Annotated in this window: 19 protein-coding genes and 2 pseudogenes; 12 read left to right on the top strand and 9 right to left on the bottom strand. The window is 45.0% G+C overall.

Going from position 1 to position 21,745, the window contains the following annotated elements:
- From NI470_RS14645 to NI470_RS14620, 6 genes and pseudogenes are all read left to right on the top strand, one after another.
- A pseudogene (locus NI470_RS14645) lies at window positions 1-380 on the top strand (DEAD/DEAH box helicase); the annotation flags it as partial.
- A gap of 398 nt (window positions 381-778) precedes the next feature.
- Window positions 779-1,597, top strand: a complete 819-nt coding sequence (locus NI470_RS14640; protein ID WP_004645032.1) for an ABC transporter ATP-binding protein — start codon at window positions 779-781, stop codon at window positions 1,595-1,597.
- Window positions 1,594-2,373 carry a lipid asymmetry maintenance ABC transporter permease subunit MlaE gene (mlaE, locus tag NI470_RS14635; RefSeq protein ID WP_005248230.1) on the top strand — a complete coding sequence of 260 codons (780 nt, stop codon included), beginning with the start codon at window positions 1,594-1,596 and terminating at the stop codon, window positions 2,371-2,373. The genes NI470_RS14640 and mlaE overlap by 4 nt, the downstream gene beginning before the upstream one ends.
- A complete protein-coding gene (gene mlaD, locus NI470_RS14630; protein WP_253148821.1) occupies window positions 2,373-3,050 on the top strand; it encodes an outer membrane lipid asymmetry maintenance protein MlaD in 678 nt (225 codons plus the stop codon). Before mlaE ends, mlaD begins: the two co-directional genes overlap by 1 nt.
- Before the next feature lie 18 nt (window positions 3,051-3,068).
- On the top strand, window positions 3,069-3,707 hold the full coding sequence (locus NI470_RS14625) for an MlaC/ttg2D family ABC transporter substrate-binding protein (protein ID WP_174894180.1): 639 nt from the start codon (window positions 3,069-3,071) through the stop codon (window positions 3,705-3,707).
- 15 nt (window positions 3,708-3,722) lie between these two features.
- Window positions 3,723-4,013, top strand: a complete 291-nt coding sequence (locus NI470_RS14620) for an STAS domain-containing protein (protein WP_253148823.1) — start codon at window positions 3,723-3,725, stop codon at window positions 4,011-4,013.
- A gap of 247 nt (window positions 4,014-4,260) precedes the next feature.
- Here the strand turns inward: NI470_RS14620 and NI470_RS14615 are convergent, their stop codons facing one another.
- Entirely contained in the window at window positions 4,261-5,274 is a 1,014-nt protein-coding gene (locus NI470_RS14615; RefSeq protein ID WP_005248226.1) for a CorA family divalent cation transporter, read from the bottom strand.
- A gap of 152 nt (window positions 5,275-5,426) precedes the next feature.
- Here NI470_RS14615 and NI470_RS14610 point away from each other — a divergent pair, with 152 nt between their 5' ends.
- Both NI470_RS14610 and NI470_RS14605 read left to right on the top strand, forming a co-directional pair.
- Window positions 5,427-6,017, top strand: coding sequence for an LOG family protein (locus NI470_RS14610; protein ID WP_004732303.1), 591 nt, complete (start codon window positions 5,427-5,429; stop codon window positions 6,015-6,017).
- 30 nt (window positions 6,018-6,047) lie between these two features.
- Entirely contained in the window at window positions 6,048-6,449 is a 402-nt protein-coding gene (locus tag NI470_RS14605) for an NUDIX hydrolase (protein ID WP_253148825.1), read from the top strand.
- A 4-nt stretch (window positions 6,450-6,453) separates the two neighbouring features.
- Here the strand turns inward: NI470_RS14605 and NI470_RS14600 are convergent, their stop codons facing one another.
- Window positions 6,454-7,089 carry a ComF family protein gene (locus NI470_RS14600; protein WP_219307389.1) on the bottom strand — a complete coding sequence of 212 codons (636 nt, stop codon included), beginning with the start codon at window positions 7,087-7,089 and terminating at the stop codon, window positions 6,454-6,456.
- Complete coding sequence (gene recG, locus NI470_RS14595; protein WP_253148827.1) at window positions 7,076-9,121, bottom strand: ATP-dependent DNA helicase RecG; 2,046 nt, start codon at window positions 9,119-9,121, stop codon at window positions 7,076-7,078. The genes NI470_RS14600 and recG overlap by 14 nt, the downstream gene beginning before the upstream one ends.
- Window positions 9,122-9,154: 33 nt before the next feature.
- Here recG and NI470_RS14590 point away from each other — a divergent pair, with 33 nt between their 5' ends.
- Window positions 9,155-9,970 (top strand): NAD-dependent epimerase/dehydratase family protein, encoded by an 816-nt coding sequence (locus NI470_RS14590; protein ID WP_224216262.1) that lies wholly within the window; start codon window positions 9,155-9,157, stop codon window positions 9,968-9,970.
- 239 nt (window positions 9,971-10,209) lie between these two features.
- On the opposite strand, the gene plsB is transcribed toward NI470_RS14590, so the two are convergent.
- Complete coding sequence (gene plsB / locus NI470_RS14585) at window positions 10,210-12,777, bottom strand: glycerol-3-phosphate 1-O-acyltransferase PlsB (RefSeq protein ID WP_253148829.1); 2,568 nt, start codon at window positions 12,775-12,777, stop codon at window positions 10,210-10,212.
- Between the two features lie 283 nt (window positions 12,778-13,060).
- Here plsB and NI470_RS14580 point away from each other — a divergent pair, with 283 nt between their 5' ends.
- A complete protein-coding gene (locus tag NI470_RS14580; RefSeq protein WP_253148831.1) occupies window positions 13,061-13,933 on the top strand; it encodes an acyl-CoA thioesterase in 873 nt (290 codons plus the stop codon).
- 173 nt (window positions 13,934-14,106) lie between these two features.
- Window positions 14,107-15,354: a dicarboxylate/amino acid:cation symporter gene (locus NI470_RS14575; RefSeq protein ID WP_253148833.1), complete on the top strand. Its 1,248-nt coding sequence runs from the start codon at window positions 14,107-14,109 to the stop codon at window positions 15,352-15,354.
- Window positions 15,355-15,632: 278 nt separating this feature from the next.
- Here the strand turns inward: NI470_RS14575 and yihA are convergent.
- From yihA to NI470_RS14550, 5 genes and pseudogenes are all read right to left on the bottom strand, one after another.
- A pseudogene (gene yihA, locus NI470_RS14570) lies at window positions 15,633-16,409 on the bottom strand (ribosome biogenesis GTP-binding protein YihA/YsxC); the annotation flags it as partial.
- A gap of 105 nt (window positions 16,410-16,514) precedes the next feature.
- Window positions 16,515-16,955, bottom strand: a complete 441-nt coding sequence (locus NI470_RS14565) for an RrF2 family transcriptional regulator (protein WP_114541567.1) — start codon at window positions 16,953-16,955, stop codon at window positions 16,515-16,517.
- Window positions 16,956-17,052: 97 nt separating this feature from the next.
- The gene (locus NI470_RS14560) at window positions 17,053-17,814 is read right to left on the bottom strand and encodes a globin domain-containing protein (RefSeq protein ID WP_005101211.1); all 762 of its coding nucleotides are present in this window, start codon (window positions 17,812-17,814) and stop codon (window positions 17,053-17,055) included.
- 153 nt (window positions 17,815-17,967) lie between these two features.
- The gene (locus tag NI470_RS14555; protein ID WP_005249894.1) at window positions 17,968-19,518 is read right to left on the bottom strand and encodes a helicase HerA-like domain-containing protein; all 1,551 of its coding nucleotides are present in this window, start codon (window positions 19,516-19,518) and stop codon (window positions 17,968-17,970) included.
- An 18-nt stretch (window positions 19,519-19,536) separates the two neighbouring features.
- The gene (locus NI470_RS14550) at window positions 19,537-20,739 is read right to left on the bottom strand and encodes a PLP-dependent transferase (RefSeq protein ID WP_253148835.1); all 1,203 of its coding nucleotides are present in this window, start codon (window positions 20,737-20,739) and stop codon (window positions 19,537-19,539) included.
- A gap of 164 nt (window positions 20,740-20,903) precedes the next feature.
- Here NI470_RS14550 and NI470_RS14545 point away from each other — a divergent pair, with 164 nt between their 5' ends.
- Entirely contained in the window at window positions 20,904-21,638 is a 735-nt protein-coding gene (locus NI470_RS14545) for a type 1 glutamine amidotransferase (protein WP_148335048.1), read from the top strand.
- Window positions 21,639-21,745 lie beyond the last annotated feature (107 nt).

Genomic DNA, 21,745 nt, shown 5'->3' with positions numbered 1-21,745 from the left:
GTGAAGGCGGTTTCGGTGATCGTCCACAACGTTCGTTTGATGACCGTCCAAAGCGTGACTTCGGTGATCGTCCAGCTCCACGTCGTGAAGGTGGTTTTGGTGACCGTCCTCGCTCTAATGATGACAACCGTGGCAACCGTGTAGACTACAAACCAGCTCGTGAAGGTGGTTATGGTGATCGTCCAAAACGTGATTTTGGTGATCGTCCAGCTCCACGTCGTGAAGGTGGTTTCGGTGATCGTCCAGCGCGTTCATTCGGTGATAACCGTCCAAAGCGTGATTTCGGTGATCGTCCAGTACGTCGCAACTTTGATGACAAGCCACGTGGTGAACGTTCGTTCGGTGGTGAAGATCGTCCACGTCGTAAATTTAACGACTAATTCAGTCGCTAGATGAAGATAAAAAACCGGTAGAAATACCGGTTTTTTTATGCATTGAGTTTTTTGCTTTTTAACCTAAAATGTCTACTAAATCATGTTTTGTCAGGGTTATGATAATTATTAATATGAAAAGCTTAGCTCTTCGATCTCAATTGATAGAGGTGTATATGCCATATATCGCATTGACTTTGATTTTATGTAATATTATCTATACAGTTTTTTTAATTAATCAATGTACCTAAATCAAGCTTAAGTGCATATTTTTATTATAAAAAATTCGAAATAATCTATTGTTGTTATTTTTTTATGATATTAGACCATCTTTTTCAACTGCTAACATTTTGAACTTCGTTCCTTTATAGTATGCATGCTGAAAAAATGCAGGAATAAACTCAGCTATGAAAAATCAAACAGCGCGAGATACTCAATCTCTGATTGAAGTCAAGAATCTGAGCTTCAAGCGGGGTGAGCGCGTGATTTATGACGACGTGAGTTTAAATATTCGTCGTGGGCAGATTACCGCCATTATGGGGCCATCCGGTACTGGTAAAACCACCTTATTAAGATTGATTGGTGGGCAGCTGGTTCCTGAGCACGGTCAGGTTTTATTGGACGGTAAAGATATTGCCACGATGTCACGTTCCGAACTTTTTTCAGCACGTGCACGGATGGGTATGTTGTTTCAGAGCGGTGCTTTGTTTACCGATATGAGCGTGTATGAAAATGTCGCATTTCCGATTCGGGCACATACCAAATTGCCAGAACATCTGATTAAGGAAATCGTGGCACTGAAACTGGAATCAGTCGGTTTACGTGGTGCAGAACAGATGATGCCATCTGAACTATCCGGTGGTATGAACCGACGCGTGGCTTTGGCCCGCGCGATTGCGCTGGATCCTGAGCTGATCATGTACGATGAACCCTTTGCCGGACAAGATCCGATTGTGATGGGCGTTTTGACTCGTCTGATCCGTTCATTACGTGAAGCACTGGACTTGACCACGATTATTGTTTCACATGATGTTGCAGAAACTTTATCGATTGCAGACTACATCTATGTGGTGGCAGAAGGCAAAATTCAGGGCGAGGGCACACCGGCAGAACTAAAAGCACATCCATCTGCTTTTGTACAGCAATTCCTGACCGGTTCGGTAGAAGGTCCGGTGGATTATCAGTTTAGTCATCAAGCTTATTTAAGTGATGAGGTTCGTTCATGAATGCAATTGCCGCATTAGGTAGACGCGTTATTGAACGTGTACAGGGGATTGGGGTCGCGACCCTGATGCTGTTGCAGATTTTATTTTCCATGCCGACCTGGCTTGGAGTAAAGCTGTTTGTTTATCAGATGTATCGGGTTGGGGTATTGTCCCTGCTGATTATTGTGGTTTCTGGCCTGTTTATTGGAGCCGTGCTTGGTTTGCAGATGTTTAGCATCTTGTCGACCTTTGGTAGTGAGTCGATGCTGGGAACAGCGGTCGCGCTGACCTTGCTGCGTGAACTGGCACCTGTGGTCGCTGCTTTGCTGTTTGCAGGACGTGCCGGTTCAGCTTTGACTGCGGAAATTGGCCTGATGAAAGCCACTGAACAATTGTCCAGTATGGAAATGATCGGTGTCGATCCATTGAAGCGGGTGATTTCGCCTCGTCTTTGGGCAGGGATTTTTAGCTTGCCAATGCTTTCCGTCATCTTTGCTGCAGTTGGCATTATGGGCGGCAAAATGGTCGGGGTGGATTTTCTGGGTGCCGATGAAGGCGCTTATTGGAGCGGCATGGAAAGCAGCGTGCAATTCTATAAAGATGTCTTAAATGGCACCATTATTAAAAGTTTTGTATTCGCATTAATTTGTACCTGGATTGCGGTGTATCAAGGCTATGCCTGTGTCCCGACATCGGAAGGTATTGCAACTTCTACAACGCGTACAGTCGTGTATTCTTCGCTGTGCGTTTTAGGCTTTGACTTTGTGTTGACTGCGGTCATGTTCGGAGGTGTTTAATGAAATCACGTACTAGTGAGCTGGCCGTTGGTGTTTTTGTTATTTTGTTTGGTATTGCCTTATTTTTCCTAGCAATGCGTGTCAGTGGTCTGGTCGGACACAATATTTCCGACAGCTATAAAATGACAGCGACTTTTGAAAATGTAAATGGGATCAAGCCACGTGCCAAAGTGGCATTAAGTGGTGTGAAAGTGGGGCAGGTGGATGACATTACCCTGGACCCTGTAACTCGTCTGGCGACCGTGCATATGACCCTGGATGGCTCATTGACCTCGTTTAATGCTGAACAGTTAAAGCAGGTTCAGCAGGAAGCACTGGAAGAGTTACGTTATAGTTCGGACTATACTGCTGCTACTCCTGCGCAACAAAAAGACATGGAAAAACAACTGTTAGCTAACATGAAATCCATCACCAATATTGATGAGGATGCTTATATTATGGTAGCGACCAATGGTTTATTGGGTGAAAAATACCTGAAAATTATTCCAGGTGGTGGTCTGAACTATTTGAAACGCGGTGATCAGATTGCCAATACCCAAGGCACCATGGAAATTGAAGATTTAGTGACGAAGTTCATTACTGGCGGTGCCGGTAAATCGTCGGATAGTCAAGAAACTGCCCCAGAACAGGCGACAGTTTCAGAATCGACTGATGCAGAACCTGTATTTGTTGAATAATAGATTGAGGAGATTTCAGTGAAGACTTTAGTAAAACAAACGCTTGCAGCAAGCATTCTTTCAACAATGATTGCTGGTACAGTGTTTGCTGCACCGTCTGAAGCACCACCTGTTTTTATTAAAAAAGTGGCAGATGGTTTGATTGAGCGCCTCAAAGCTGATAACGCAAAATTGCAGAACAATCCAGCGCTGGTAAAAGCGATTGTCCGCCAGAATCTGGATCCATACATTGATTCACAGTCTTTCACGCGTATTGTGATGGGGACTTATGCGACGAACCAGTATAGTACTGCTGCACAGCGCGCGCAGTTTGAAAAGAATTTCCGTGAAACGCTCATTGAAAATTATGGTTCTGCATTTTCCAAGTTCAGCAATCAGACCTATAGCGTGCGTCCGTACAAGGCCAGCAATAGCAAAAATCCTGTTGTAACCATCGACTTTAATAATAAAGGCGAGAAAATTCCAGTGGCGTTCCAGCTGGTGGACAAAGGTTCACAATGGAAAATCCGCAACATCAACGTATCGGGTATCGATCTAGGTTTGCAATTCCGTAACCAGTTTGCTGCGACAGTCAAACGTAATGGCGGTAATATAGATAAAGCCATTGCTAACTTCAAACCGGATGCAGAAGCTGCAATCGACAAGAACAAGAAATAATCAGATAGGTGAGCCGTGATTGTATTCAAGGATCAGGAATTGCAGGTTTCAGGCAAGATTGACTATGCCAATGCGCAGGACTATTACCTAAATGGTATGCGTGTGGTTCAGTCACAGAGCAAGTTTCCGCTTGTGGTTAATCTAGCTGGGCTTGAAAGTGGTAGTACTTTGGCTTTGGCAGTATTGGTGCGCTGGTTGCGCCAGACGCCTCAAGCGCAAGGACTACAGTTTAAAGCTGTCCCTGCTAAAATGATGAATATCATTCAGGCCTGTCATTTACAGGATGATTTACAGATCATTCAGTAAATAAAAAAAGCACTGAAAGGTGCTTTTTTTTTTATTGTTGACACATTTTAAAAGTAAAGTCCTTCCTTTATCAAAAGGACGTTAGGAAGGATTAAAATATGACCTCACCCTAACCCTCTCCTAAAAGGAGAGGGAACTTCCTCTCTAACTTTATGGATAGAAATGATGATTTTTAAAAACTACTATCTCAATAAATATTGGAAGTCCTCTCTCCTTATGGGAGAGAGTTAGAGAGAGGGTGAAGAAATTAAATCCACTTCTTCCATCTAAAGTAAATCAATGGCCCAATTAAAAAGCCGATCAAAATGATACTGACCATAATGAAGCTCATGGTGCCTTGTGCAAAAGGCAGAACTTCGGTATTCATGCCATAAATACTGGCGATCAGCATCGGCGGTGCAAGCATACTTGGCAGGATCGAGAATCGACGAATCGTATCGTTCTGTTCCGTGTTAATGAATCCGGACGTGGTATCGAGCAGGAAGCGCACTTTCTGAAACAGGAAGGCATCATGTTCAACCAGCGAGCGCACATCTTCACTGAGTTCTCGGATATCCGCATCATAAATATGACTGCCCAAGGCGCGTGGACGAGACAGGAAAGTCAGAACACGACGTAAATCGATCAGACAGAGCTGCGCTTTACCGAGCATATCTTCCAGTTGAGCCAGACGGGTAATCATGTCATCCAGATCGAGAATCTGCTCGCGATGGCGATTATTCAACACTTCAGTTGAATATTTCTCTAAATCTTTATGTACATCTTCCAGAATATCGGCCAGCTCATCCAGTTTGGCTTCGAGCAGGCCCAATAAAATCCAGGTTGGATCTTTATAATCGATTTCATAATCATTACGGCGCGCACGGGCACGGAAGGCACGAAAGGCCACCAGTTTTTCGCCACGCAAGGTAAAAAGACGGTCCTTATGCAGAATGAATGCTACGGTTTGTACCGTCGCCAGCATGCTGGATTCATCTTCGTTTTCATTCTCGACCTGATAGTTTTTATTTTTGGTTAAAAAATAGGTGCTGATATGCAAAATACCGTCATCATCACGGTAAAATCGAGCACTAGAGGAGATATCTTCCAGCGATTTTAAGGTCGGTAAGTTTTGCGCATAGGCATCTAGAATCCATTGCTGCTCTTCTTGTGAAGGTGCAATCAGATCAAGCCATACTAAATCTGGATGCAGGTCGAAATCACCGTTAATCGTGATATCTTCTAAGCTACCGCGCTCTGTGGCGTAAAAGGCTTCAAGCATGCTGTCTTTTCTCCCTGGCGCAGTATGTGAATTGGAATGGGTGTATTTTAGACAAGGAATTGAATAAAAACACTGATATTAAGCAGTTATTTTTGGAAAAAACGCGCTTGCAGCGATTTTGTACAATATAGCGTCAATTGGAGAGTGAAATGATGAATTCTATCGCAATTTTTTGTGGTTCAGCACTGGGCTCGGATCCTCTCTATGCCCAGATCGCCGAAAAGGTTGGCCAGACCTTGGCAGCAAGGCATCAGACGCTGGTCTATGGCGGTGGTCGTTCTGGCTTGATGGGGATTATCGCTGATAGTGCTTTGGCTGCTGGTGGCAAGGTGATTGGTGTAATTCCAAGACAGCTGGTCAATCGTGAACTGGCGCATCCGCATATTACCGAGCTATTTGTGGTCGATAATATGCACGAACGTAAAACCCGCATGTCGGAACTGGCACAGGGATTTATTGCCATTCCGGGTGGTGCAGGAACGCTGGAAGAAATTTTTGAACAATGGACCTGGGCACAGTTGGGAATTCATAAAAAACCTTGTGCTTTTTTAAATGTAGATGGTTTCTATGATGATTTACTCAAATTTATCCATATGACGACTGAGAAAGGTTTTACCAAAGCGCGCTTTAGCGATGCTTTAATTGTGAGTGATAATCTGGATGATATTTTGCGCCAGTTTGAAAGTTATCAGCCGCCTGAAGCGAAATGGGGTATGGTCGATCAGACCGATCTTGTAAAATAAGCTGTCCACAGCATGATTTGTAGAAAATAAATGAACGTGATTACGGTGGCTGCAGCCATTATTTTAAATGAAGCGCAGCAACTGCTGGTGGTTCGTAAAAAAGGGACGTCCTGCTTTATGCAGGTTGGTGGCAAGCTGGAGCCAAATGAAGCACCAGAAGCAACGATGTTGCGTGAAATTCAGGAAGAAATTGGCATACAGGCACAGATTCAGCAATTCATTGGGCGTTTTGAAACCAAGACGGCGAATGAACCAGATCATCAACTGGTGAGTTATGTCTATTGGGTAAGTCTGGATCAAGCACCAAAAATTGAAGCGGAAATTGCCGAAATGAAATGGGTCGATCTGGATGAAAAAGAGCTACGACTCGCACCCTTGACCACTGAAATTGTGATTCCTTGGGTGAAGTCGCAGTTACTCGCCCAAGCTTAAATTTTCAGATTTGAGCACCTGCCAGACAGGCTGCATAAACTTTTTGACAGCCCAGTTGTTCAAGTGTTTGGCTCAGTGCTCGAATCGAGCTGCCGGTCGTCACCACATCATCAATAATCAGCACCCGACGGTAACGCAGCTTGGAAATGGTACTGATCTGGAATTGTGATTGGATGTCTTCAATCCGCTCCAGCCGGCTTAGGCCCTTTTGCGAGTGTTGTTTCATTCGTCGAACAGGTTGCCAGATGGGTACATTCAACTGTTTTGCCACATGTTTGGCCAGCACTAGAGATTGATTATAACCGCGCTCAGCCAGACGCTCATTCGAGATCGGCATCGGTACTATCGCACTGACTTTAGGTAGGTCTAAACTTAACAGCACACCTGCCAGTAAATTTTGCAAATGCAGCTTCTGTTCATATTTAAACAGTTGAATCAGCCGGTCCATCGGGTAAGCATAGTCGCAGGCAATCTGGAACTGCATTTCCTGCCGTTGAATGGTTTGATGTGCCCAGGGTAATTGTCGCCAGCAATCTTCACAGACTGAATGAATGGACTGATGATCGGTCAGACAGAGCTGGCAGGGCTGTAAGCGGGTCAGCCAGGATTTTCCATGTTCCAGTAATTTAAACATAGGCATAGCGCGGTGCTTCCGGTAGCCAGCGTTGCAATAATGCCTCGGCCTGATCGGGATAATCCTTGAGCATCTGCTGGGCCACATAATGTGCCTGATTGAGCAGGTGATCATCACGTTCCAGTTTGGCCACACGGAAATTCATGTCGCCAGTCTGTTTGGTCCCGAGCAGCTCACCTGGGCCACGCAATTCCAGGTCTTTCTCGGCAATCATGAAACCATCATTGGTTTCGCGCATGATTCTTAAGCGTTCCTGACCATTTTGCGAGAGCGGATGTTTATACAGTAGCGCACAGAAACTGGCTTTGGCGCCACGACCGACCCGGCCACGTAACTGATGCAATTGAGACAGGCCCAGACGCTCGGCATTTTCAATCACCATAATGGAGGCATTTGGTACATCGACGCCGACTTCGATCACGGTGGTGGCAATCAGGAGCTGTAATTCATTATTTTTAAACTGCTGCATTACCGCCTGTTTTTCATCGGCTTTCATCTTGCCATGTACCAGTCCGATATTCAACGCAGGAAAGCGCTCGCGAATTTCGGTAAAAGTCGCTTCGGCAGCTTGAGCATCTAGGGTTTCGGATTGCTCTACCAGGGTGCAGACCCAGTAGGCCTGCTTGCCTTCGGCACAGTTGCTGGCAATCCGTTGCAAGACTTCTTCGCGCCGGTCTAATGGAATGGTCACGGTCTGAATCGGGGTACGGCCCGGCGGCAGCTCGTCAATCACTGAGGTATCCAGATCACCATAGGCAGACATGGCCAGTGTGCGTGGAATCGGAGTCGCAGTCATCACCAGTTGATGCGGAGACATACCATCTAGCCCTTTATTTCTGAGTGCAAGGCGCTGATCCACACCAAAGCGGTGCTGTTCATCAATAATCACCAGACCCAGTTTGGCAAACTCGACATTTTCCTGAAACAGGGCATGCGTTCCGATCACCAGATGGGCGCTGCCATCCCGAATCACCTGTTCCGCTGCGGCGCGAGCTTTACCTTTTTGCTTGCCGGAAAGCCAGGCCACATTTAAGCCCAAAGGCTCAAACCAGCGTTTAAAATTCAGATAATGCTGCTCGGCCAGAATCTCGGTCGGTGCCATCAATGCAACTTGCCAGCCTTCTTCCAGTGCATGGCAAGCTGCGACACCAGCCACCAGGGTTTTACCCGCGCCGACATCGCCTTGCACCAGACGCAACATCGGTTTATTGCTTTTTAAATCCTGCACGATTTCTCTGGATACACGTTTTTGCGCACCGGTCATTTCAAAAGCCAGACTGGCTAAGAGCTGTTTGGCATAGGTTTTACTGGGCGCAAATGAAGGCGCTTCGACTTGCTGAATAAAGGCCCGACGTGTCAATAAACTGATCTGATGCGCTACCAGTTCTTCAAAGATCAGGCGCTGCTGTGCAGGATGTGAGCCTTGTGCTAGTTGCAGCATATTGGCATTGACTGGCGGGTGATGGATATATTCCAGTGCCTGTTTCAGTGCATAACCATTGCTAAATTTTGCTGGCAGTAGTTCAGGCAGATGGTCGCTGTATTGAGCCAAGGCCTGCTGAATATAATCCCGTATTTTGGGTTGGGTCAGGCCTTCAGTCGCAGGGTAAATCGCCGTGAGCTGGGTTTGAGGTAAAGGTGTGTCCTCAGTAATGACTTGCAGTTCGGGATGATACATTTCCAGACCGCGCGCACCGACCCGCACTTCACCAAAAATTCTTAAACGGTTACCCAGTTTGCAGCGGTCAGTAATACCTTTATAGATATGATAAAAACGTAAAGTAACCTTGCCAAAATCATCATCCAGCAGCACAGCCATAGATTTGCGTTTACCGGGTGGAAAATCTACACCTTTAACGATCCCTTCCAGCAGATAACTGCGTCCCACGCTCAATTGATTCATGGGAATGATCGTGCTACGGTCTTCATAGTCACGTGGTAGATGAAAAAGCAAATCATCAGTATTGAAGATATTTAGTTTTTCGAGTAATGAAGCGGCGGCATTGCCAACGCCTTGTAACTGATGGACTGCAGCCATGTCCCCTCAACCAGATTTGTGATTCGGTGCTCAATGCATATTTTATTTACCGGTTATGGTAAAACATCCCGACGTGTGGCTAAACAACTATTTGAGCAAGGTCATCAAATTAGCACAATTAGCCAGAGTCCCAAAACAGATTCATTCGCAACTCATCTGATTCAGGATGTGCATAAACTGGATTTAACAGCAGTTACACCGATTGACTGGGTCTATGTATTACTTAGTCCAAAACAAAGTACGGTTGAAGGCTATCAGCAAACTTATCTGGATTCGGTTCAACCTATTGTCTCTGCCTTGAAACAGCATCCGGTGAAACGGATTGTGGTGGTGTCATCGACACGAGTGTATGGGCAAAATTCCGGTGAAATCGTAGATGACGAAACTGAAATTCACCCGAATGATGCTCAGAGCAAAATCTTGCAGCAGATGGAGCAGGCTTATTTCACTGCTTATCCTGAGAAATGTACCATCATTCGTCCAAGTGGGATTTATGGAGCATCGGTAGAACGCCTACAAAAAATGGCCGCCTCGATGTTGAGATATCCGAATCTGCACTGGTCCAACCGGATTCACATTGAAGATTTATCACGTTTCTTATCACAGATGATTCACGTGGAACATCCTGAAAATTCTTATATTGTGACAAACAACGATCCAAAATTAATGCATGAAATATTGCAATGGTTCCAAAAGCAGATGGGGCTTCCTTTGCTTAAAGTAGAAAGTGAGCAGGTGACAGGTAAGAAGCTTTATGCGACCCGAATGCAAAAAATGGGATTTGAGTTAGAGCATCCAGATTGTTATGAGGATTATTTGGGGTTGATGAGGAAAAATAATCCCTCCTAGCCTCCCTTTTTAAAGGGAGGAATCCCCCTCCTTTTCAAAGGAGGGGTTAGGGGAGGATTTTATTTAAAAGACCTCTCCCTATCCTCACTTGCACTTCGTTTTAAAAGCCGTGCTTTAAAACTCGCTCAGGAGAGGGAATACTCATATTTAAATAATGGCATTAGCTTTCCAATTTTCACTTCTTATAAATTCTAAAATAAAAAGAGAGGCCTTAGCCTCTCTTTTTATTTAATTTAAACTTACTTCTTTTTCCGCTTCGCGCGTTTCTTGGCTTGTTCAGCCGCAACTGCATCCAAAGCTTCTTTCAGTTCTTCATCCGTAAAGTCGGTGATGTGGTGCAACATCTGCAACTTCACTTCATCCAATACCAAATCTGCATATTGCGCCACATTGGTCAGCTGTTCATCAAAGACAATCGCATTGTCTTCATTGGTACACAGATAACCTTTTTGGGTTAAGACTTTAATAAAGCTCTGGAACAGGGCTTTGTCGAAGAACTCAGGTGAGTTGAACTCATATAGCACAGACAGGCGTTGACCAACCAGGTAACTGAGCTCTTCGACCTGACGGGTCGAGATATTGCCAGAACCACGTTGGGTAATCAGTGCCAAAGTCATGTAATAACGTTCCAGACTTTGAGTCACGGGTGCAGCCAGAACTTCGAGCTGATGATGCGCTTCCGTATTCGGTGCAGGTGCAATCAGGTTTTCGCCATCTTGCGTGATCAGTTTCAAGGCAATTAAGCTATCAATATGGGCATTGACCTGATTTTGAATCTCATCTTCATGCCATTTTAAAAATAGCTCAGCTTTGAGGAACGGATATAGGGTGCTGCTGATATTGATCACATCATGACGGCGGATGGTGCCGTTATGTTCAGTCAGGGCTGCAATCAGGGATGGCAATATAAAAGTATGCACAATATTATTACGGAAGTAAGTTAGCAGAACCGCCTGATTATCCTCAATCGCAATAATATCTCCCAGTACATGCTTCACCCGTTTGATCAGTTTCAGCTTCATTGCATAGGCAATTATTTCTTTGCCTGACAGCGGTGTAACCTGCATGCGTTCATCATAAGGCAGGGCGGTGAGCAAGGTGCGATAGGTATCCAGCTGTTTGATACAGATTTCTTCATCCAGCGTATGTTTTGGCGTGGCCAGCAAGATTAAAGATAATAACGATACCGGATTGATCACGACTGCACTGTTAATATTTTCCAGAATAGCCTGTGCAGAGCTATTCACCGCGTCAGAAACCGCTTGTGGAACCGGATCATCGTTCTTTTCGATCTTGATATTTTCTGCACCATGCTGTTTCAGGATATCATCCAGAAATACCGGTTTACCAAAGTTCAGGTGCACCTTGCCAAAAATACGTTCAATCTTGCGCAGGGTTTTCAAAATACCAAAAATAGACTCGGCTTCTTTTGGCTTACCACTCATCTCACCGACATAGGTACCACCTTCCATTAGGCGTTCATAGCCGATATAGGTCGGTACAAATACAATCGGTTTGGACTTGCCACGTAAATGACCATGCACGGTCATTGCCAGCATCCCGGTTTTTGGCGGTAGCAAACGACCGGTACGTGAACGGCCACCTTCAATAAAATATTCTAGCGGGGTATTACGTGACAGGACGCTATACAGATATTCTTTAAACACCGTAGTATAGAGCGCGTTGCCGCGGAAAGTACGGCGAATAAAGAAAGCGCCACCACCACGTAAAATCTGACCGACAAAAGGCATATTGAGGTTATCGCCCGCAGCAATATACGGCACCATCAAGCCACGGCGATAGATCACATAAGACAATAATAAATAGTCAATGTGACTGCGGTGACATGGGGTATAGACAATTTCATAATCCTTGGCCAATTCACGCACGGTACTGAAATTATGGACTTCTACGCCGTCATAAAGCTGGGTCCATAAGCGGGTCAGCGCTTTATCGGCAAAACGTACAGTAGAATGAGAATAATCGGAAACGATTTCGTTCAGATAACCGATGGCACGACGTTCAGATTCCAGCATCGAGATTTTGCTACGAATACTGTCATTGCGAATCGCTGCCTGTACATCGGGTGATTTGATCAGACCGTGCATGACATTGCGACGGTCAGACAGATCCGGTCCAAGAATCACTTCGCGCTGACCATCCAGATAATCATTTAAAGTGCTGACAATATAAGTCGCCGGCGCTGAATTTGGATGCGTCTCTTTAGCAAAGTTAATCAAGGTGCGTAAAGACTGCGGTTCATGGAACTCTAAATAAGACTGGCGACCATGCAGGCCGATATTGACCAGTTGCTTGACCCGGCTTGGTGTAGACCAGGTATCGGTAAATAGCAGTTTAAACCAAGAATCTTCTTTCTCGGGTTCGCGTCCCCAAAGTACTGTTACCGGTACCAGTTCGACATCCAGCTCAGGATGCTGTTCCAGAATTTCAATTAGGCGTAATAAGCGCGGCGGGAAAGCATGCGGTGGTGAGCTGAGCAAATTATTTTCATCATGATGCTGCAAAAACAGTACTGATGCTTTTTCTTTATTGTTACCCAGTTGCATTGGATCAAGTGCAGCCGGCAATTTTAAGCGGCGCGTTTCTGCATCGACAACCAGTGCATTACTACGAGAATGGTTCTGTAAAACGTAGCAGACCAGTTTCTGCGATTCTGCTGCAGTCTGATCAGATTCAGGTGCTGTCACTTCACTTGGTACTTCCCCAAGAACATGAGGGGTAACCACAAGATCAAGTAACTTACTTGAAAGCTTGCGATACATTTGACCAAAGCCATTCTTGGACATAGCTGCTCCTAATTTTACTGACCAAAACCACAGGACTTCTGAGGGGATTTATTTTGCGGGTTTTTAAGATGAAAAAATATATCTTTTTTTAACAACTTCAACAGAAGTGCTTCAATTTTAGCGTGAAAGCAGATGCTTTTCCTAGTCACTTATGACATCAGTATGACAGAACAGTCATGCAAACTTTAGAGTTTCGCTCTGATTTTGTGGCAGAATATTCCAGATCAATTATTTAAATCCTTTTTTCCATTTTGAGATATCTCCAATATTAGATAGGTTGCTTATGAATGCCTTAACACAGGAACTGGTCGAGCTGCTCAGCTTAGAAAAGTTAGAAGAAAACATTTTCCGGGGAATCAGCCGGAATCTGGTGGGCAAGCGCGTGTTCGGTGGGCAGGTTTTAGGGCAGGCGCTACGCGCCGCGTCTTATACTACAGACTGTCCAGCACATTCATTACATGCCTATTTTCTGTTTGGCGGGGATGTCAATGCACCGATTATTTATGAAGTGGATCGTATCCGTGACGGCAAGAGCTTTGTCAGCCGTCAGGTGCGCGCTATTCAGCATGGCCGTACCATTTTCATGTGTATGGTGTCTTTCGCGCATCAGGAAGAAGGGCTAAATTACCAGATTTCAGAGCCTGAATATCCACCGGCAGAAAGCCTGAAAAATGAAGCGGAACTGATCAAACAGATTATTGAGTTTATTCCGGAAAATGTCCGTGCATCTTTCACTCGTGATCGTCATGTGGAAATTCGTCCGGTCAATCCGCAAAATCCATTCCAGCCTCAACCTGAAGCACCGTCTTATGCGCACTATATCCGTACGCATGACCGTATTGCTGCAGAAGTCGATCAGATCTCCTTGCATCAGGCTATTGCTGCTTTCTATTCTGATTTTACCTTGATGACCACGGCGCTTCGTCCACATGGTCTGAGTTATATTTCGCCAAGCTTACAATGTGCCAGTATTGACCATGCCATGTACTTCCATAAACCATTCCGTGCGGATGAATGGATGCTTTACGATATGGATGCCACCCAGAGCGCCAGTTCGCGCGGCCTGAATTTTGGCCGGATGTGGCAGAACGGAGAGCTGGTCTGCAGTACCTCTCAGGAAGGTCTGATCCGCTTACGTGAAATCGAAACACAATAAGTTTGTAGTCTGTCAAAAAGCCGAATCCTAGATTGGGTTTTTTGTTTTTAAGCCGGATGAAAAAGGCCATTTGATGCCATGCTTCAACCATGCGTTTATAAAATATTACTCGATTCTATAGACACTGCATGGCATAGTGCGGCTTAAGATCAATATTAAAAATGCATGAAAAGATGAGCTTAAATACGCAAATTTTAATTGCCGCCGTATTGGGGGTGCTGTTTGGATTTCTATTGACGATATTTCCGCAGACCTCATTTTTTGATATCAGCTTATATGGCATCGGCATCGTCAGCAGTATTTTTATTGGCTTGTTAAAAATGCTGTTAGTGCCGCTGATTTTTAGCTCGATCGTGGTCGGCGTATCCAATCTGCAGGCGGGTGGGCAGCTAAGCCGCACCTGGAAAATTACCCTGATGTGCTGTGTGACCACCACTACCTTGGCACTTATTTTAGGTCTGGCGTGTGCGCATCTGTTTGATGTCGGTAAGGGTGTGGATGTGCTGATGTTCCAGAATGCCATGGCACAACATCAAACACCGGATACGCTGACGCCTTCTTCTTTCTTTACCAACTTTATTCAAAATACCTTGATCAATCCCTTTAAAGCATTTTCGGATGGCAATGTCTTGGCGGTGGTAGTCTTTGCGCTATTTGTTGGTGTGGCACTGGTTGCGGGAGGAGATAAATTTCGTACCGTGCGCAAGCTGAGTCACCAGTTTTTCGAAATCATGATGTTGATGATTGGCTGGGTAATGAAACTGGCACCACTCGGTATTTTTGCCTTATTGGCCAAATTAATTGCCACTGAAGATGTTTCGGTTCTTAGTCGTCTGGCTGAATTCGCTGCGGTAGTCACCGGTACGACGATTTTTCATGGCATCGTGGTCTTGCCTTTATTGCTATGGATTTTCGGCAAGATGGATCCGGTCACGTTCTTTAAAGGCACACGTGCTGCCTTGATTACTGCCTTTGCCACCAGTTCCAGTTCGGCCACCATGCCCCTGTCGATGAAATGCGCACAGGAAAATTTAGGGGTACGCCCACATACCGCAGGCTTTGTAATTCCACTTGGGACCCAGTTAAATATGGATGGTACGGCGCTGTATGAAGCAGCTGCAGCTCTGTTTATTGCCAATTTAATGGGGCTGGATCTGAGTCTGGGGCAGCAACTGGTGGTCTGCGCGACTGCGATGATTGCATCCTTAGGTGCACCGGGGATTCCGAGTGCCGGTATGGTGACTATGATTATGGTCTTGCAATCGGTAGGTTTGCCTGCCGAGGCAATTGCCATTCTGTTGCCGATCGACCGTTTACTGGATACCGTACGTACAGTGGTGAATGTTCAGGGAGATATGATGATCAGCGTGGTGGTGGACCGGCATACGCGTGAACCCGATCTTCAAGCTACAGATAGCTAAAACATTTAAAAAAATAAAAAAAAAGCAGGTATTTGACCTGCTTTTTTATTTGTACGTTGAGTTTTAATAAATCAAGAATGATCACAGATCATTTAGGTGATATGGTCTTAATCCGCTGAACGCTTATTCTGATTTAGCTCATCTGCCGCTTTAAGCTCGGATTGATCCTGCTCAAGCAATTCCAGCGGTTCTTCAGCTTCATTTAAATCATGAGTCGATACTTCAGCATGCTCAGAATCAGCTTCACTAAGCTCGAGCTCTTCAAGCGGTTCATCAGATTCATTCAAATCATGCGCTGATGCTTCCGGAATGCTGTCCAGATCATATTCAGATGCTTGATCTAAGGTAAAGTTCAAACGGCCACCCATGACGCTGGCCAGTTCTTCTAAACCTTGTTTGTTCATGGAGGAAAACAGTTGAATCGAGAAATCCAGCTTCATCTTTTTCAATGCCGCTTTGACTTCCTGCAAGGCTTTGGATGCAGGACCACGGTTTAGTTTGTCAGATTTGGTCAATAACACATGCACGAACAACTGGCGGGAATAAGCCCATTCCAGCATCATTACATCAAAGTGTTGCAGGGGATGACGGATATCCATCAACAATACCAGGCCTTGCAAGCTTTGACGGTGAATCAGGTAATTTTCCAGTTCTTTTTGCCAGACCAGTTTCATTTTTTCAGGCACAGCCGCATAACCATAACCGGGTAAGTCGACCAGACGCTGATCCGGATTACCCAGGCTGAAAAAGTTGATCATCTGGGTACGGCCAGGTTTTTTCGATGCACGTGCCAACTGTTTCTGGTTGGTCAGGGCATTAATCGCACTAGACTTACCCGCATTCGAGCGGCCGGCAAAAGCAATTTCATAGCCTGTATCTTCTACACAAAGACTGAGTTTGGGTGCACTCATTAAAAATTCGGCTTTGCGTAGCCAGTTGAGTGCGCGCACAGAATATTCAGTAATGGCAGAATCAACTTTTTTCTCGTAGCTGATCTTTTGCTTAGGCGCATGGGCTGTCTTACTGTTTTTGGATTTTCCTCTGCTGTGGTGCATAACTCAACTTCAATAAATGATCTACAATGAAACATTATAAAGGAAGTCGCACAGGCAAGCGAACTTTGCCGCAAGAATAAGTCACAAGACCTGACCCGGAAGACTTTAAAGATTAATCAGGCCGATCGGAGAATTTGTACTGAAACGCGCATTTCGTGGCCTAATCACATCTTTAAGCACATATTGGTCCAGACTGCTATAAAACTGTTCCACCGCATCATCTAAAATACCTTTTAAACCACAGGTCGGACGTAATACGCAGGGTGGGCTATTGCATTCCACTACATTGCTGTCGCGTTGCAGGATCCGCACAATCTGTCCCAGCTGGAGGCTCAGGCTGGCCGGATTTAAACGTATGCCGCCACCTTTACCACGTGTGGTAATCAGCCACTCCTGTTTCGCCATAAAATGCACGATTTTCATGGCATGATTTTGTGAAACCTGTAATCGCTCGGCAAGTTCTGCAATGGTATAGGGGAGATCACGTGGCTGTGCGACATACATCAGAATCCGAAGCGCATAGTCAGTGAATTTATTGAGTTGCATAACGTCAACAGCTAGAAAATGAAAGAATTGAATGTTAAAAGCTCCACGAATGGAGCTTTTAATCAGAATCTGATGCTAGTCTAAACCGTTTTTGCAATTAAAGCTTGAGCGGGGCAGACACTTCAACTACATCACCAACTTTGTAGTGGTCGATCAGTGTCTGTGCAACCGAGAATGCGGTTGGATTTTCTTCCGCTTTCACAGTAATTTGATATTGCTCGTTTTGAGCCTGATCAAAGCTAAACTGTTGTGGTTGACGAATGTGCTGTTCAGGCACCTGTACACGTACTGAAATATGTTCACCCGCTTCAGCACTTGCAATCGCTGCACCATCTTTAGCTTTAAGTGTAAAGATTTTACCTGCATCGGTATCATTGACTGCTGCTACTTCAAATTCGCGCCAGCCCGCCCAGCCACCATTTTCAGAAGCTAGAGTGGCATATTTAGATTTTTCCACACCAATCAAAATATCTGCCAGTTGCATATACGCTTCTTTCCAGGCTGCAATCAGGTCTGAGTCCATGGGTACATCTAAAACTTCGCTGATCGAGTGCAACAGGTTCTCACCGACAATCGCATATTGATCCGGTTGAATATCCAGGCTGACATGTTTAGTGGTAATGCGTTCGATGGCTTTGGCCAAAACGCCCGGATTGGTAATGTTTTCAGCATAGGCAAGTACTGCGGCAGCCAAGGCACGTGGTTGACGGCCAGTACTTTGATGATCCATGTTGAAGGTGTTTTTCAACTCTGGATGGTTGTTCAGCATGCGGTTATAGAAATACGTAGTAAGTGCTACGCCGTTTTCACGTAAAACAGGAACAGTCGCTTGTACAAGTTCAATATGTTGTGGAGTCATGAGAGCTATCTACAGATGTTTTTTAAAAGATGTATTTAAATTACATCTTTTAAAATAGCTTTACAATAGCGCATAGTCATAAAACCATAAAAAAATTATGGGATATAAGAATATCCCATAAAAAGTGTGATGATGATCGGAAAAGGAGGGGGATTATTTGCGGCCAAACAGCGAACCCAGTAAGCCGCGCACAATTTTCTGCCCAGTACTCCCGCCCAGGCTACGGGCAGCACTTTTGGCAAAGGTGCCGACAATATCCTGAGTCAGTTTTTCTCGTTGCTTGGCTGCGCGTTCAGCTTCTTTTTGCTGTTCTCGTGCCAGACGTTCCTGTTCTTTAATTTGCTGCTTGGCAAGAGCTTCCTGTTCCTTGCTTTGCTGTTTGGCAAGTTCGGCGGCCTGAGCCTGTTGCTGGCGTTCTGCGACCTTGTTTTGCAGCATTTCATGGGCGCTATCCCGATCGACTGGCTGCTCATAAATACCGGCGACAATACTTTGCTGCATGAGAGCCTTGCGTTCTTCAAGCGAGATCGGTGTAAAGGATGAATGCGGCGGCATGACCCAGCCACGCTCTACTATTTGCGGAATGCCTTTTTCATCCAGGCAGCTAATTAGGGCTTCACCGACAGCAAGTTCGGTAATCACCTGATCGACTTTAAATTCAGGATTGGCTCGGAAAGTCTCTGCTGCGGTTTTCACTGCTTTTTGATCTTTGGGAGTGAAAGCCCGCAAAGCATGTTGAACCCGATTGCCGAGCTGGCCTAAGACACTTTCAGGTAAGTCCAACGGATTTTGCGTGACAAAATAAATCCCTACACCTTTCGAGCGAATTAGACGCACCACCTGCTCAATTTTTTCTTGCAGGGCAGGGCTGGCATTATCAAATAAGAGATGGGCTTCATCAAAGAAAAACACCAGTTTAGGTTTGTCCAGATCGCCGACTTCGGGAAGCTGTTCAAACAGCTCGGAGAGCATCCAGAGTAAGAACGTGGCATATAGCTTAGGCGTATTCATCAGCTTGTCAGCCGCCAACAAATTGATATTGCCACGTCCTTGACTATCCGTCTGCAAAAAGTCCATCAGATCCAGCGCCGGCTCGCCAAAAAACTGGTCACCGCCTTGGTCAGCCAGTGCTAACAAATTACGTTGAATCGCACCGAGACTGGCGGGTGAAAGATTGCCATATTCAGCTTTAAAGTCAGCCGCATGCTCAGAGACATAACTCAGCATCGCTTTCAGATCTTTAAAGTCGATCAGCAATAAACCCTGATCGTCGGCAATCCGAAACACGGCAGATAAAACGCCTTCCTGGGTGTCATTCAGATTCAGTATTTGCGCCAGCAGCAGCGGGCCAATTTCAGAAATGGTAGTGCGAATCGGATGACCCTGTTCGCCAAATAAATCCCAAAACACCACTGGTGAGGCTGCAAAAGGAATGGACTCGATATTGAGACTTTTAATCCGTTCATCAAACTTGGGGCTGCTTTCACCTGCTTTGGCCAGGCTGGACACATCGCCTTTGGCATCGGCGAGGAATACAGGTACACCAATTCGAGAAAAGCTCTCCGCCAATACTTTTAAAGTCACAGTCTTTCCGGTACCAGTGGCACCTGCAATCAAGCCATGTCGATTGGCAAGTTGGGAATGCAGCACAATATCCTGTGTGGTATCCGCAGTTTTTTTAGCAATAACAATTGGTCTACCCATAGCTTTTCCTGTTATTTATTATTCGTTTTTAAGTTTTTTCATTTGTTCTAGTGCATGCTGAATATCTTGAATCAAATCTTCCGGATATTCCAGTCCAATACAGAAACGAACCAGCAAGCCGTCTTTTAAGTGTGAATGTTCCAGCACACGCATGTCTTTTAAGTTATATAGCATGACCAGACTGACAGGGCCACCCCAACTAAAGCCAAGCTTAAACAGTTTTAAGCTATCACAGAAATTCCGGATATCCTGCATTACGTATGTGCTGTCAAAGATCACGCTGACCAGGCCGGCACTATCACCTTGCTTGCAAATTTCTTTCCAGTACTGATGGCCTGCACTGTCCGGATCTGAAGGATGAAGTACTTGCACAAACTCGGTTTGCTGTTTAAGCCATGTCATTAATGTAAGCGCACTGTTGGATTGATGTTGATATCGCAGTTGCATCGAAGCCAGACTACGTTGTATCTGTGCCACATCATCACCAGAAACACTAATGCCCTGAATGGCATGCGCACGGAACAGTTTGTGATGCAGGGTCTTATCTCGCGTAACCACTGAGCCCATCAGGATATCACCACCGCCGCTTGGATATTTGGTCAGTGCATGTACTGTCATATCTACACTTAAATGCTCTTCACTAAAATCAAAGGCATCAAAAGCCAGACCTGCGCCCCAGGTATTATCCAGCGCAGTAAGAATATTGTGTGCCTGAGCTTTTTTCACTAAACCAGCCAGATCCGGAAATTCCAAGGTGACTGAGCCAGCAGCCTCGAGCCAGACCAGTTTGGCTTTATCTGTAGGCTGAAATGTATCAAGCTCTATGGGATTGTAGACCTTAACCGTAATTCCATAACGCTTTTCCAGATTGCGTAAATGTTCCATGTTTGGACCATAGATATTGTCAGCCACCCAAACCTCATCTCCTTGGCTTAAAAAGCAAGAATTCACGAGATTAATCGCGGATAAACCACTCGGTGCGAGCAGGTGATATAAACCACCTTCGAGCTGTGCGATGTTATCGCCCAGCGTAAAGGTCGTAGGCGTGCCATGCGTGCCATAACTATAGTCATAGTCATCGGTCCAATGGCGATTAAACAGGGCATCGGTATTGTTAAAGATAATCGTCGATGCACGATAGAGGGGAGGCTGAATGGTGGAAATCGCTTGAGGAGCCTTTCGTGGTGCATGAATCAGGCGAGTTTGAGGGTCTTGTTTCACGTGAATGCGCTCAAATGTAATCAAATATTACTCTAGCTTAAGAGAATCTGTGACTCACTGCCAGTTACGTTGTGAATTGTTTAAAAACAACAAGTCTTATAAAAAGTTGGCTTCATTTTTGCAGAACCTAAATCTATATAGCTAAAAAAAATAGGTTGAGGAGCATGAAATCGCATTTAAAAGTGCATTATTTTCAGCATATTGCTGGTGAAGGTTTTGGTAGTTGTTATGAATTTTTAAAGCAGCATCAGGCGCACATTACAGCGACTGAATTTTTTGCTTTACCCGTCGATCGACCTTTGGAGATCGAGGCGCTGCCTGCAGTGGAAGAGGTGGATTTGCTGATCATTATGGGTGGTACCATGAGTGTGAATGATGAAGCGAATTTCCCTTGGTTAAAAATAGAAAAACGCTGGTTGCGTCGCTATCTTTCGCATGGTAAACCGGCAATTGGCCTGTGTCTGGGTGGGCAGTTGATTGCAAATGCTTTGGGTGCAGGTGTTAGTCGCAATCCAGAACAAGAATTGGGGTGGACCACGGTGCACAGAGTGGCGAATCTACCAGAGACGTGTTTTAGCCTGCCGGAGCAGTTTAATATTCTGCAATGGCACAATGAAACATTTGAATTGCCCAAAGGTGCAGTCCATCTGGCAGAAAATGAAGCCTGTCGTAATCAGATGTACCAGTTGGGTAGAAATGTATTGGGCTTCCAGTTTCATCCGGAAATTACCCCAGAAACACTCGAATTGTTTTTAGAAAATGAAGGAGAGCTTGCACAATTTTCAGGAAAATATGTGCAAAATTTATTTGAATTAAAAAAAACCACGAAGCAAAAATTTATTGAAGGAAATCAGATATTAAATCGTGCTATAGAATATGTTTTGGCAAAAACTGCCTAATATTTACACAATAAACTATTAGATCTCTTGCGAAAGTAAAAAATTGTTTATACTAGCCCCATGAAATATGAAAATTTAACTCGATTTAATGATGGGGAATTTAAACG

The sequence above is a fragment of the Acinetobacter lwoffii genome (genome assembly GCF_024129115.1).
Taxonomy (GTDB): Bacteria; Pseudomonadota; Gammaproteobacteria; order Pseudomonadales; family Moraxellaceae; genus Acinetobacter; species Acinetobacter lwoffii_T.
Note: the sequence above shows the minus strand (reverse complement) of the source record. Positions and strands in the feature narration are given on the sequence as shown.